The 13,682-nt window shown below is 73.3% G+C and carries 8 protein-coding genes; 4 read left to right on the top strand and 4 right to left on the bottom strand.

Features of this window, described 5'->3' with window-relative positions:
* Positions 1-20: 20 nt before the first annotated feature.
* The 4 genes from C0216_RS24150 to pulA all read left to right on the top strand — a co-directional run bounded on the left by C0216_RS24150 (position 21) and on the right by pulA (position 10,173).
* Positions 21-1,661: a glycoside hydrolase family 13 protein gene (locus C0216_RS24150; RefSeq protein ID WP_114057312.1), complete on the top strand. Its 1,641-nt coding sequence runs from the start codon at positions 21-23 to the stop codon at positions 1,659-1,661.
* Positions 1,649-2,677, top strand: a complete 1,029-nt coding sequence (locus C0216_RS24145; protein ID WP_428985455.1) for a LacI family DNA-binding transcriptional regulator — start codon at positions 1,649-1,651, stop codon at positions 2,675-2,677. Before C0216_RS24150 ends, C0216_RS24145 begins: the two co-directional genes overlap by 13 nt.
* Positions 2,678-2,937: 260 nt before the next feature.
* The gene (locus tag C0216_RS24140; protein WP_114057310.1) at positions 2,938-4,677 is read left to right on the top strand and encodes a carbohydrate-binding module family 20 domain-containing protein; all 1,740 of its coding nucleotides are present in this window, start codon (positions 2,938-2,940) and stop codon (positions 4,675-4,677) included.
* Between the two features lie 87 nt (positions 4,678-4,764).
* A complete protein-coding gene (gene pulA / locus C0216_RS24135; protein WP_114057309.1) occupies positions 4,765-10,173 on the top strand; it encodes a pullulanase-type alpha-1,6-glucosidase in 5,409 nt (1,802 codons plus the stop codon).
* On the opposite strand, the gene C0216_RS24130 is transcribed toward pulA, so the two are convergent.
* The 4 genes from C0216_RS24130 to C0216_RS24115 are packed head-to-tail and all read right to left on the bottom strand — an operon-like array spanning position 10,160 to position 13,490.
* Entirely contained in the window at positions 10,160-10,681 is a 522-nt protein-coding gene (locus tag C0216_RS24130; RefSeq protein ID WP_174250544.1) for a GNAT family N-acetyltransferase, read from the bottom strand. The two genes, pulA and C0216_RS24130, sit on opposite strands and share 14 nt — an antisense overlap.
* A 36-nt stretch (positions 10,682-10,717) precedes the next feature.
* On the bottom strand, positions 10,718-11,473 hold the full coding sequence (locus C0216_RS24125) for a TetR/AcrR family transcriptional regulator (RefSeq protein ID WP_114057307.1): 756 nt from the start codon (positions 11,471-11,473) through the stop codon (positions 10,718-10,720).
* Between the two features lie 53 nt (positions 11,474-11,526).
* Complete coding sequence (locus C0216_RS24120; RefSeq protein ID WP_114057306.1) at positions 11,527-12,597, bottom strand: PDR/VanB family oxidoreductase; 1,071 nt, start codon at positions 12,595-12,597, stop codon at positions 11,527-11,529.
* Entirely contained in the window at positions 12,594-13,490 is an 897-nt protein-coding gene (locus tag C0216_RS24115; RefSeq protein WP_114057305.1) for a metal-dependent hydrolase, read from the bottom strand. The genes C0216_RS24120 and C0216_RS24115 overlap by 4 nt, the downstream gene beginning before the upstream one ends.
* Positions 13,491-13,682: the final 192 nt, after the last annotated feature.

The following is a 13,682-nucleotide window of genomic DNA, read 5'->3' as shown; positions in this document are numbered from 1 at the left end:
GCCCGACCCACAAGGACGTCATGACCCAGCACCTCGCCGAAACACTCCACACCCCGACCGGCACCCTGCCCGGTTGGTGGAGAGAAGCGGTGATCTACCAGGTCTATCCGCGCAGCTTCGCCGACTCCAACGGGGACGGCATGGGGGACCTCGAAGGCATCCGCAGCAGACTGCCGTACCTGAAGGAGCTGGGCGTCGACGCCGTCTGGCTCAGCCCGTTCTACGCCTCCCCGCAGGCCGACGCGGGCTACGACGTCGCCGACTACCGGGCCATCGACCCCATGTTCGGCACCCTGCACGACGCCGACGCCGTGATCCGCGACGCCCACGAACTGGGCCTGCGGATCATCGTCGACCTCGTCCCCAACCACTGCTCCGACCAGCACGACTGGTTCAGGCAGGCCGTCCGCGAGGGTGCCGGCTCCCGGCTCCGCGAGCGCTTCCACTTCCGCCCCGGCAAGGGTGAGGACGGCGAGCTCCCGCCCAACGACTGGGAGTCCATCTTCGGCGGCCCCGCCTGGACCCGTGTCCCGGACGGCGAGTGGTACCTGCACCTCTTCGCGCCCGAGCAGCCCGACTTCAACTGGGAGCACCCGGCCGTCCAGGACGAGTTCCGCTCCATCCTCCGCTTCTGGCTGGACCTCGGCGCCGACGGCTTCCGCGTCGACGTCGCCCACGGCCTCGTCAAGGCCCCCGGCCTGCCCGACATCGGCTCCGGCGACCAGCTGAAGCTCCTCGGCAACGACGTCATGCCGTTCTTCGACCAGGACGGCGTCCACGAGATCTACCGCTCCTGGCGGCGGATCCTCGACGAGTACGAGGGCGACCGCGTCCTCGTCGCCGAGGCCTGGACCCCGACCGTCGAGCGCACCGCCCTGTACGTCCGCCCCGACGAGATGCACCAGGCGTTCAACTTCCAGTACCTGACGGCCGACTGGAACGCCGGGGAGCTCCGGAAGGTCATCGACGGCTCGCTCGCCGCGATGCGCCCCGTCGGCGCCCCCACCACCTGGGTGCTGTCCAACCACGACGTCACCCGGCACGCCACCCGCTTCGCGAACCCGCCCGGCCTCGGCACGCAGCTGCGCGAGCAGGGCGACCGCGAGCTGGGCCTGCGCCGCGCCCGGGCCGCCACGCTGCTGATGCTGGCGCTGCCCGGCTCCGCGTACGTCTACCAGGGCGAGGAGCTCGGCCTGCCCGACGTCACCGACCTGCCCGACGAGGTGCGCCAGGACCCGTCGTTCTTCCGGGCGGCCGGCCAGGACGGCTTCCGCGACGGCTGCCGCGTCCCGATCCCCTGGTCGGGCACCGAGGCCCCGTACGGCTTCGGCGACGGCGGCAGCTGGCTGCCCCAGCCGGCCGAGTGGGCCGAGCTGAGCGTCGAGGCGCAGACCGGCGACCCCGACTCCACGCTGGAGCTGTACCGGGCCGCGCTGCGGATCCGCCGCGAGCGCGCCGACCTCGGCGCGGGCGACGCGGTCGAGTGGCTGCCCGCGCCCGACGGCGTCCTGGCGTTCCGCCGCGGCGGCTTCACCTGCACCGTCAACACCACGGCCGAGCCGGTCGCACTGCCCGCCCCGGGCACCGTGCTGCTGGCCAGCGCCGTCCTCGAAAGCCCGGGCACTCTGCCCGCCGACACGGCGGTGTGGTGGGAGGAGTGACCAGCGGGGACACACCCCTCCGGCTGACGGACATCGCCGCGCAGGCCCAGGTCAGCGAGGCGACCGTCAGCCGGGTCCTCAACGGCAAGACGGGCGTCGCGGCCGGCACCCGGCACAAGGTGCTGGCCGCGATGGACCTGCTCGGATACGAGCGGCCCGTCCGGCTGAAGCGCCGCAGCAACGGGCTGGTCGGGCTGCTCATACCCGAGCTGACCAACCCGATCTTCCCGGCGTTCGCGCAGGTCATCGAACAGGCCCTGGCGGGCCACGGGTACACGCCGGTGCTGTGCACGCAGACCCCCGGCGGGGCCACCGAGGACGAGCTCGTCGAGCAGCTGGAGGCGCGCGGCGTCACCGGGATCGTGTTCCTGTCCGGCCTGCACGCCGACTCGCACGCGGACCCGGCCCGCTACCAGCGGCTCGCCTCCCGCGGCGTGCCGTTCGTGATGATCAACGGCTTCAACGAGCAGGTGAACGCCCCGTTCATCTCCCCGGACGACCGGGCCGCGGCCGACATGGCCGTCCGGCACCTGGAGGCCCTCGGGCACCGGCGGATCGGCCTCGCGATCGGGCCGACCCGGTACGTGCCGTCGGCCCGCAAGGAGCAGGGCTTCACCGCGGCCGTCCCGGGGGCGGAGGCCGAGGGGCTGATCCAGCGCACCCTGTTCACGGTCGAAGGCGGCCACGCCGCCGGCGTCGCGCTCCTCGACCGCGGCTGCACGGGCATCGTCTGCGGCAGCGACCCCATGGCGCTCGGCGTGATAAGGGCGGCCCGGGCGCGCGGGCTGCGCGTCCCCGAGGACGTGTCGGTGGTCGGGTTCGACGACTCGCCGCTGATCGCCTTCACCGACCCGCCGCTGACGACCGTCCGCCAGCCGGTGCGCGCCATGGCGACGGCCGCGGTCGGCGCCCTGCTGGAGGCGGTCGGCGGCACGCCCGTCCAGAGAACCGAATACGTCTTCCAACCGGAGCTGGTGGTCCGGGGCTCGACGGCCCCGCCGCCGCTGCGCACCTGAAAGCTCGGGGCCGACCCCCGAGACCCCGCCCGGCGCCGGGGCCCCGATCACGGGGTCCCGGCGCCGCCATGTCCGGGGCCCGGGCCGGGGGGCCGGCGGAGCGGCGCTCAAGTCGGCGCCGTTGAGGGGTGGTTGGGGAGGATCTGGGTCCCTACCGGCCGGAAACAATTCTGCAATCTCTTGCGCAAAGTCTTGCAACACGCGGGGGCGGCCCCTACGGTCGCCACAATCCCCAACCTCTCCCGCCAGGAGGCCCCCGCATGTCTGCCATCGACGCCAGACCGCCCGCCGCCCCACGCCGGGCGAGCGGCGCCGCGCTGCTCGCCGCCGCCGCCCTCGCCGCCGCGACCCTCACCGCACAGGCACCCCCTGCCCAGGCGTCCCCGCCCGGCGACAAGGACGTCACCGCCGTGCTGTTCGAGTGGCGCTTCGACTCGGTCGCCAAGGCCTGCACGGACAGCCTCGGCCCCGCCGGCTACGGATACGTCCAGGTCTCCCCGCCCCAGGAGCACGTCCAGGGCTCCCAGTGGTGGACCTCGTACCAGCCGGTCAGCTACAAGATCGCCTCGCGGCTCGGTGACCGGGCCGCCTTCAAGGCGATGATCGACACTTGCCACGCCGCCGGCGTCAAGGTCGTCGTGGACTCCGTCATCAACCACATGGCCGGCCCCGCCGACGCGAACGCCACCCTCACCGGCACCGGCGGCAGCACCTACCGCAAGTACGACTACCCCGGCATCTACACCGGCGCCGACATGGACGACTGCCGCACCACCATCGGCGACAACTACCGCGACCGCGCCAACGTCCAGAACTGCGAGCTCGTCCAGCTCGCCGACCTCGACACCGGCGAGGAGCACGTCCGCTCCCGGATCGCCGGCTACCTGAACGACCTGCTCTCGCTCGGCGTCGACGGCTTCCGCATCGACGCAGCCAAGCACATGCCGGCCACCGACCTGGCCAACATCAAGTCCCGGCTCAGCAACCCCGGCGCCTACTGGAAGCACGAGGCGATCCACGGCGCCGGCGAGGCCGTCGACCCGAGCGAGTACCTGGGCAGCGGCGACGTCCAGGAGTTCCGCTACGCCCGCGACCTCAAGCGCATCTTCCAGTCCGAGAACCTCGCCTACCTGAAGAACTTCGGCGAGGCCTGGGGCTACATGTCCTCAGGCAAGTCCGGCGTCTTCGTCGCCAACCACGACACCGAGCGCAACGGCGAGAGCCTCAGCCACAAGAACGGCTCCGCCCACACCCTCGCCCACGTCTTCATGCTGGCCTGGCCCTACGGCTCCCCGGACGTCCACTCCGGCTACGACTGGACCGACAAGGACGCCGGCCCGCCGAACGGCGGCACGGTCAACGCCTGCTACAGCGACGGCTGGAAGTGCCAGCACGCCTGGCGCGAGATCTCCTCGATGGTCGGCTTCCGCAACACCGCCCGCGGGCAGGCCGTCACCGACTGGTGGGACAACGGCGGCGACCAGATCGCCTTCGGCCGCGGCAGCAAGGCGTACGTGGCCCTGAACCACGAGTCCCACGCCCTCACCCGCACCTTCCAGACCTCCCTGCCCGGCGGCGCCTACTGCGACGTGCAGAGCGGACGGACCGTCACCGTCGGCTCGGACGGCCGGTTCACCGCCACCGTCGCCCCCGGCACCGCACTCGCCCTGCACACCGGCGCCCGCACCTGCTCCGGGACCCAGGACGGCACCGGCGCGTCCTTCGCCGTCAACGCCACCACCGTGTTCGGCCAGAACATCCACATCGCGGGCGACCGCGCCGAACTCGGCGGATGGAACCCGGCCGCCGCGCCCAAGCTCGACCCCGCCGCCTACCCGGTGTGGAAGCTCGACGTGCAGCTGCCGCCCGGCACCGTGTTCTCGTACAAGTACATCCGCCGCGACGCCGCCGGGAACACCACCTGGGAGAGCGGCGCCAACCGCACCGCCACCGTCCCGGCCGACGGCAAGGTCGTCCTGAACGACACCTGGCGCAACTGACCGACCCGCTGCCAGGGCCGCCCGGCGCCCGCACCGGACCCGGTCCGCGCCGGGCGGCCCTCTCCACGCACCCGAGGAGACGACGCCTTGACCCGCCCAGCCGCAGGAGTCCTCGCCGCCGCACTGGCGGCGACGCTCCTGCCCGCCCTGCCCGCCGCGGCCGCCGGCACCACCCGGCCGCCGGCCCCGCCCTCGGACGCGGCACTCGCCGCCGAGCCCGCACGGCACGACCTCACCCGCGAGCAGTTCTACTTCGTCCTCCCCGACCGGTTCGCCAACGGCGACCGCCGCAACGACACCGGCGGCCTCACCGGCACCCGCCTGCAAACCGGCCTCGACCCCACCGACAAGGGCTTCTACCAGGGCGGCGACCTCAAGGGCCTCACCGACCGGCTGGACTACATCAAGGGGCTCGGCACCACCGCCATCTGGATGGCGCCGATCTTCAAGAACCAGCCCGTGCAGGGCAAGGGCGACGACGTCTCCGCCGGCTACCACGGCTACTGGATCACCGACTTCACGCAGGTCGACCCGCACTTCGGCACCAACGACGACCTCACCCGGCTCATCGACAAGGCACACGCCAAGGGGATGAAGGTCTTCTTCGACGTCATCACCAACCACACCGCCGACGTCGTCGACTACAAGGAGCAGTCCTACTCCTACCTGTCGAAGGGCGCCTTCCCCTACCTCACCAAGGACGGCGTCCCTTTCGACGACGCCGACTACGCGGCCGGCGGCCGCAAGTTCCCCGCCACCGACCTCTCCGCGTTCCCCCGCACCCCATTCGTCCCCGAGGGGAAGAAGAACCTGAAGGTCCCCGCCTGGCTCAACGACCCGGCGATGTACCACAACCGGGGCGACTCCACCTTCGCCGGCGAGTCCTCCGAGCACGGCGATTTCTTCGGCCTCGACGACCTGTGGACCGAGCGCCCCGAGGTCGTCAGCGGCATGCAGAAGATCTACGAGAAGTGGGTCAAGGACTTCCGTATCGACGGCTTCCGCATCGACACGGTCAAGCACGTCAACACCGGCTTCTGGACCCAGTGGGCCACCGCCCTCGACAAGTACGCCGCCAAGCAGGGCCGCAAGGACTTCTTCATGTTCGGCGAGGTCTACTCCGCCGACACCGCCGTCACCTCCCCCTACGTGACCCGCGGCCGACTCGACGCCACCCTCGACTTCCCGCTCCAGGACGCCATCCGCGCCTACGCCTCCCAGGGCGCCGGCGCCGGACGCCTCTCCGCGGTCCTCGCCGACGACTACCGGTACACCACCGACAAGGCGAACGCCTACGAGCAGGTCACCTTCCTCGGCAACCACGACATGGGCCGCTTCGGCGCCTTCCTGCGCCAGGACCGGCCCGGCGCCGGCGAACAGGAGCTCCTGGCCCGCTACCGGCTCGCCAACGAGCTGATGTTCCTCAGCCGCGGCAACCCCGTCGTCTACGCCGGCGACGAACAGGGCTTCACCGGCGCCGGCGGCGACAAGGACGCCCGCCAGCCCCTCTTCGCGTCCAGGACCGCCGACTACCTCGACGACGACCAGCTCGGCACCGACCGCACGCACGCCGCCGACGCCTACGACCCCTCCCACCCCCTCTACCGGCAGATCGCCGCCCTCTCCAAGCTCACCCGCGAGCACCCGGCCCTGCGCGACGGCGTCCAGAGCGAGCGCCTGAACGACGGCTCCGTCTACGCCTTCGCCCGCACCGACGCCCCCGCCGCCGGCGGCAAGGGCGGCAAGGGCAAGGGCAAGGGCGGCAAGGACAAGGCCCGCCCCGCCCCGCGGCACGAGTACCTCGTCGCCGCGAACAACGCGGCCGAGGAGCGCACCGTCCGCATCGACGCCCCGGCCGGAGCCCAGTACCGCACCCTGTACGGCGGGACCGCGATCATCCGCGCCACCGCCGACGGCAAGCTGACCGTCCCGCTGCCCGCCCTCGGCACGGTCGTCCTCAGGGCCCTCGAACCGGTCGCCGCCCCGGCGGACAGGCCCGCGCTGACGCTGAAGGCCCCGGCCGCCGGCGCCGCCGGCACCGTCGAGGTGTCCGCCGAGGTCAGCGGCGGCGGCCTGAACCGGGTCGTCTTCGCCGCCCAGGCCGGCAACGGCCCCTGGCAGGTCCTCGGCTCCGCCGACCACGCCCCCTACAAGACCACCCAGCACGTCGACGCCAAGCCCGGCACCCCGCTGCGGTACAAGGCCGTCGCCGTCGACTCCGCCGGACGCACCGCGAGCGCGCTCGCCGCATCGACCGCCGGGCAGCTGCCGCCCCCCGGAGTGCCCACCGCGACGCAGCGCGAGTACGCCGTCGTCCACTACCGCCGCCCCGACGGCGACTACACGAACTGGCGCCTCTACGCCTGGGGCGACCTCGCCGAGGGCGAGGCGACGCCCTGGCCCGAGGGCCACGCCTTCACCGGCCGCGACGCCTACGGGGCGTTCGCGTACGTCCGCCTCAAGCCCGGCGCCTCCTCGATCGGCTACCTCGTCATCGACAAGGACGGCAACAAGGACGTCGCCGCGGACCGCACCCTCGACGTGACCCGCACCGGCGAGGTCTGGCTGGAGCAGGGCCAGGAGGCCGTCCGCACCGAGCGGCCCGCCTACCCGCCGCAGGACCGCACCAAGGCCGTCCTGCACTACCAGCGCGCCGACGGGAACTACGACGGCTGGGGCCTGCACGTCTGGGCCGGCGCCGCCCACCCCACCGACTGGTCCAAGCCGCTGGCCCCCGCCCGCATCGACTCCTACGGAGCCGTCTTCGAGGTGCCCCTCGCCGCCGGAGCCGAGTCGCTGAGCTACATCGTCCACAAGGGCGACGAGAAGGACCTCCCGACCGACCAGTCCCTCGACCTCAAGGCCGTCGGCCACGAGGTGTGGATGCTCGGCGGACGGGCCCCCTACCTGCTGCCGCAGCCCGCGGGCTCCGCCGCCGGCCTCGACCTCGGCGCGGCGCACGCCGTCTGGATCGACCGGGACACCGTCGCCTGGAACGCCCCCGCGGCCGCCGCGTCCGTCCAGCTCCTCGCCTCCGCCGACGGGTCGGTCAAGGCCGAGAACGGCACCCTGACCGGGACGGCGCAGTGGATCCGGCTCACGCCCGGCACGCTGACCGACGCGCAGAAGAAGAAGTTCCCGCACCTCGCCGGACACACCGCGCACCGCGTGGACGCCCGCGACCGCGACCGCGTCCGGGGCGCCCTGCGCGGCCAGGTCACGGCCTCCGCCCGGGCCGCCAACGGGGCGGTCCTCGCCGCCACCGGCGTCCAGCTCGCCGGGGTCCTCGACGACCTGTACGCGAACAACAGCGCGCTCGGCCCCGTCTTCAAGGACGGCCGTCCCACCCTGTCGGTGTGGGCGCCGACCGCCCGCACCGTCGAGCTCGAACTCGACGGCCGCATCCTGCCGATGCGCCGCGACGACGCCACCGGCGTCTGGTCGGCGCGCGGCGAGCGCTCCTGGACCGGCAAGCCCTACCGGTACGCCGTCACCGTCTGGGCGCCCGGGGCCCGGCAGATCGTACGCAACCTGGTCACCGACCCGTACTCCACCGCCCTGACCGCGGACTCGGCGGCGAGCCTCGCCGTCGACCTCGCCGACCCGAAGCTGGCCCCGCCCGGCTGGCGGCAGCTGCGCAAGCCCGCCGCGGTCCCCTTCACCAACGCGCAGATCCAGGAACTCCACATCCGCGACTTCTCCGTCGCCGACCCCACCAGCAAGCACCCCGGCCAGTACCTGGCCTTCACCGACGCCGACTCCCGGGGCATGCGGCACCTGCGCGGCCTCGCCGCCGCCGGCACCTCCTACGTCCACCTCCTGCCGGCCTTCGACATCGGCACCATCCCCGAGAAGCCCGGCGACCGCACCGAACCCGCCTGCGACCTGAAGGTGTACGCACCGGACTCCGAGGAGCAGCAGGCCTGCATCGCCGCCGCGGCGGCGAAGGACTCCTACAACTGGGGCTACGACCCCCTGCACTACACCGTCCCGGAGGGCAGCTACGCGAGCAACCCGGACGGCACCGCCCGGACCGTCGAGTTCCGCAAGATGGTCCAGGCGCTGAACGGCGCCGGCCTGCGCACGGTCATGGACGTCGTCTACAACCACACCGTGGCCGCCGGGCAGGACGGCAAGTCCGTCCTCGACCGGATCGTCCCCGGCTACTACCAGCGGCTCCTGCCCGACGGCAGCGTCGCCACCTCCACCTGCTGCGCCAACACCGCCCCCGAGAACGCCATGATGGGCCGCCTCGTCGTCGACTCGATCACCACCTGGGCGAAGGAGTACAAGGTCGACGGCTTCCGCTTCGACCTGATGGGACACCACCCGAAGGACAACATCCTGGCCGTCCGCAAGGCCCTCGACGCCCTCACCATGGAGAAGGACGGCGTCGACGGCAAGCGGATCATCCTCTACGGCGAGGGCTGGAACTTCGGCGAGGTCGCGAACGACGCCCGCTTCGTCCAGGCCACCCAGGCCAACATGGCGGGCACCGGCATCGCCACCTTCTCCGACCGGGCCCGCGACGCCGTCCGCGGCGGCGGCCCCTTCGACGAGGACCCGCGCGTCCAGGGCTTCGCCTCCGGCCTGTTCACCGCCCCCAACGGCTCGCCCGCGAACGGCAGCCCGGCCGAGCAGCGGGCCCGCCTGCTGCACGACCAGGACCTGATCAAGGTCGGCCTCTCCGGCAACCTCGCCTCGTACGCCTTCACCGACACCTCGGGGCGCCGCGTCAAGGGCTCCGAGGTCGACTACAACGGCGCCCCGGCCGGCTACGCGGCCGCCCCCGGCGACGCCCTCGCCTACTCCGACGCCCACGACAACGAAACCCTCTACGACGCCCTGGCGTTCAAGCTCCCGCAGGACACCCCCACCGCCGACCGGGCCCGCATGCAGGTCCTGGCGATGGCCGTCTCCGCGCTCTCCCAGGGCCCCGCCCTGTCCCAGGCCGGCACGGACCTGCTCCGCTCCAAGTCCCTCGACCGCAACTCCTACGACAGCGGGGACTGGTTCAACGCCATCCACTGGGACTGCCGCGCCGGCAACGGCTTCGGCCGCGGCCTGCCCCCGGCAGCCGACAACAAGCCGAAGTGGACGTACGCCAAGCCCCTGCTGACCGGCCCCGCCCCCGGCTGCACCGAGATCAGCGGCGCCTCGGCCGCCTACCGCGACCTGCTGCGCATCCGCACCACCGAGCCGTCCTTCCGGCTCGGCACGGCGGAACAGGTCCAGGCGGCGCTCTCCTTCCCGCTCTCCGGGAAGGAGGAGACGCCCGGGGTCATCACGATGGTGCTCGGCGACCTCGCCGTCGTCTTCAACGCCACCCCGCAGACGCAGGAGCAGCGCGTCCCCGCCCTCGCCGGCACCGGCTACCTGCTCCACCCGGTGCAGGCCGCGGGCTCCGACCCGGTGGCCCGGAAGGCCGCGTACGAGGCGAGGACGGGAGGGTTCACCGTCCCGGCCAGGACCGTCGCGGTGTTCACACGACGCTGAGCCGGTCCAGCCGCTTCTCCAGGAGGACCACTCCGTAGACGCGGCCGTCCCTGCCCTCCTTGTGGGGGAACTCCCCGACCACCCGGTAGCCCGCGTCCTGGTAGTACGCGAGCAGCCGGGGGTTGGTGGAGAGGCAGTCCAGCCGCGCCCGCGGCAGGCCCGAGCCGGCGATCCGGCGCTCGGCGTGTTCGAGCATCCGCCGGCCGGTCCCCGCGGGCGCGGTCCGGCGCTCCACCATCAGCCGGTGGACGTACCCGGCGACCGGGGGCTGCACGCCCCAGGCCTCCTCGTCCGACCACCACAGCTCGTACGCGCCGGCGATCCGCCCCTCGGAGCCGACCGCGAGCCACACCTCGCCGTCGCGCATCCGCGCCGCGAAGTGCGCGGCGTCCCTGTCCCCGGGCTTCCACTGCTCGATGCCGTTCTGCTGCATCCACCGGGCGGCCCGGTCGAACAGGCCCGCCAGCATGGCGGCATCCGTCTCCACGGCCCGCCGGAACAGGATCATGTCGTCAATGCTCACGCGCGCATTATCACGTGATGATCACCGGGGCTCGGGGGCAGGTCCGGGCATCGGGTCAGGCGCCGGTTCGCGCGTCGGGCCCGCGTCGCCCGGGACGAGTGACGCGAGGCGCGCCACCAGTTCGCCGAACGGCCCGTCCGCCGGCTCGTGCGCCAGGATCCGCGCCAGCACCCCGGCCATCTCCGCGTTGTACGCGGCGCTCACGGCGGCCAGTGCCGCGAAGTCGTGCACCAGCTGGAGCTCCAGCTCCGCGCGCGGGATCTCCCGCCCGTCCAGCCACAGCAGCGCCGTCGACTCGGCGAGCGAGACCCACGAGCGGACGACGAGGCGCAGCCGCGCCGGCGGCTCGCCGATCCCCAGGTGCCGCAGGATCTGCTCGTACGCGGCCTGCCTCACCTCCTCGACCAGCGCGTTGGTCCGCGTGGACCCGACGGCCGGGCCACCCCGCATCAGCGCGGAGAAGCCGGGCCCGTGCTCGTCGACGAACGCGAAGAACCGGCCCATCACCCGCAGCAGCCGCGTCCCGAGCGGTCCTTCCAGCGGCTCGTCGAACCGCCGAGCCAGCTCGTCGGCTGCCCGCCGCAGCGCGGCCTCGTACAGGCTCAGCTTCCCCGGGAAGTAGTGGTAGACGAGCGGCCGCGATATGCCGGCCGCCGCCGCGATCTCGTCGATCGACACGTCCTCGGGCGACCTGTCGCTGAACAGCTGGAGAGCCACTGCGATCAGCTGCTCCCGCCGCTCCTCGACACCCATCCTGCGCCGCACCCCGGTTGTCATGCCGACACCCTACTGCCCGCCCGGGGCGGGTCCTTGGGGCGCGGCCCCGCCGGTCACAGGTCCAGGACCAGGCGTTCCCCCCGTGCGCGGGAGACGCACAGCAGCATCGAGTCCGCCTGCTCGGCGTCGGTGAGGAACCCGTCGCGGTGGTCCACCGGGCCCGCCAGGACCCGCTGCCGGCAGGTGCCGCAGAAACCCTGCCCGCATGAGTACGGGGTGTCGGGCAGCTCGCGGCGGACGGCGGCCAGCGCCGACTCGCCGGCCGCGACCTCGACGGTGCGGCCGGAGCGGCGCAGCTCGACGGTGAACGGCCGGTCGCCTGCGGTGCCGGAGGAGGCGGGGGCGAAACGCTCCAGCCGTACGCGGGAGGGGTCGGGGGCGGCGGCGAGGAGCGCGGCGGTCAGCGGCTCGGGGCCGCAGGCGTACACGAGCGCGTCCGGCGGGGCCCCGGCGAGCAAGGCGGCGAGGTCGGGCAGCCCGGCCTCGTCCTCGGGGACGACGCGGACGCGGGAGGACCTCCCGGCGGCGGAGTCGAGTCCGGCCAGCTCCGGAAGGAACGGCATGGCGGCGCGGCTGCGCCCCCCGTACAGCAGCCTCCAGTCGGCGCCGGCCGCGGCGGCCGCGCGGACCATCGGCAGGACCGGGGTGATGCCGATGCCGCCGGCGACGAACACGTACGAGGCGGCCGGCGCCAGGGCGAACCGGTTGCGCGGAGGCCGCAGTTCCAGCACACCGCCCTCGGCGAGCCGGTCGTGCACCTCGCGGGAGCCGCCCCGGCCGTCCTCCACCAGCCGGACCGCGATTGTGTAGCGGCCGCGGTCGGCGGGGTCCCCGCACAGGCTGTACTGGCGGACCAGCCCGGACGGCAGCAGGACGTCCACATGCGCCCCCGGGGTCCACTCCGGCAGCTCGGGCGACTCCAGCACCAGCCGCACCACGCCCTGCGCGGGCTCGGTGCGGGAGGCGATCCGCGCGCGCAGCCGGCGGCGCGGCGAGTGCCCGGACACCGGCTCGGCCAGCGCGGGCAGCGGCCACAGCGGCGAGCGGGATATGCGTGCGCGCAGGGCGCGGCGGGCCACGAGGACCGCGCCCGCCACCGCGGCGGCTTTCAGGGCCCGTGTCACGGCCGGGCACCCCCGTTCGCCCCGGGGGAGGAGGCCAGGTAGGCCGCCGCCTGGGCCGTGGAACCCTCCTGCGACGGGTGGTACGTACGGGACAGGTAGGTCGGTATGGACTTCAGCATCGCCCCGGTGGAGGGCAGTACCCCCTGCTGGCCGGCCCGGAAGAACTGCCCGACCGAGGCCTTGGCGCCGACCAGCTCGGGGTCGTTGTCCATGAAGAAGCGGACGCCCCGCTGCCACAGCCACACCAGAGACGCGAACGCGGTCGCCCACGTCCGCACGCGCCGCCGGTAGCCGCCGTCGACGTGCAGGAACAGGTCGAAGGCCACCGAGCGGTGCTCGACCTCCTCGGCGCCGTGCCAGCGCAGCAGGTCGAGCATCACCGGGTCGGCGCCGCGGCGGTCCAGCTCGTCCGCGTTGAGGATCCAGTCGCCGAGGAACGCCGTGTAGTGCTCGATCGCCGCGATCATCGCGACCCGCTCCATGAGCCACCAGTGCCGCGCCCTGCCGGGCGGCAGGGTCCGGTCGCCGAGCAGCTTCTCGAAGACCCAGTCGACCTGGGCGGTGTACGGGGTGGGGTCCAGGCCCTGCCGCCTCAGGTGCGGCAGCACGTCGTCGTGCGCGGCGGCGTGCACGGCCTCCTGCCCGATGAACCCGATCACGTCCGCGCGCAGCCGCTCGTCCCGGATGTGCGGGAGCACCTGCTTGAAGACGTGCACGAACCACCGCTCGCCCGCGGGCAGGAGCAGGTGCAGCACGTTGATGGTGTGCGTGGCGAAGGGATCGCCGGGCAGCCAGTGGAGCGGGGTGTCCTCCCAGCCGAAGGACACGTTCCGCGCCTTGAGCTCCGTGTGCTCCGACGCCACGCGGGCGGGGGCGAGCGGCCTATTAGACATGGCGTCAATGTACTGGCGGGCGCGGGGCGGGAAAACCCCTCGGCGTCCCCGGGCGGCCCCGGCTGCCTTCCCCGGCCGCGCGCGATCCCCGTGCGCCCCAGGGGCACCTCGCTCAACAGCCGTCCCGAGAGGGAACCATGCCCCCACCCGTGACCGCCGTGACGGCCGTCACCGCCGTCACCGGCGCGGGTG

The organism is Streptomyces globosus, from assembly GCF_003325375.1.
Classification (GTDB): domain Bacteria; phylum Actinomycetota; class Actinomycetes; order Streptomycetales; family Streptomycetaceae; genus Streptomyces; species Streptomyces globosus_A.
The sequence above is the reverse complement of the archived record's forward strand: the minus strand, read 5'-3'. Positions and strand labels throughout refer to the sequence as shown.

Bases quoted from the DNA above. Each gene is read 5' to 3' on its own strand.
- C0216_RS24125 (WP_114057307.1), bottom strand. From the start codon at position 11,473: ATGACAACCGGGGTGCGGCGCAGGATGGGTGTCGAGGAGCGGCGGGAG.
- C0216_RS24130 (WP_174250544.1), bottom strand. From the start codon at position 10,681: ATGATCCTGTTCCGGCGGGCCGTGGAGACGGATGCCGCCATGCTGGCG.
- C0216_RS24115 (WP_114057305.1), bottom strand. From the start codon at position 13,490: ATGTCTAATAGGCCGCTCGCCCCCGCCCGCGTGGCGTCGGAGCACACG.
- C0216_RS24140 (WP_114057310.1), top strand. From the start codon at position 2,938: ATGTCTGCCATCGACGCCAGACCGCCCGCCGCCCCACGCCGGGCGAGC.
- C0216_RS24150 (WP_114057312.1), top strand. From the start codon at position 21: ATGACCCAGCACCTCGCCGAAACACTCCACACCCCGACCGGCACCCTG.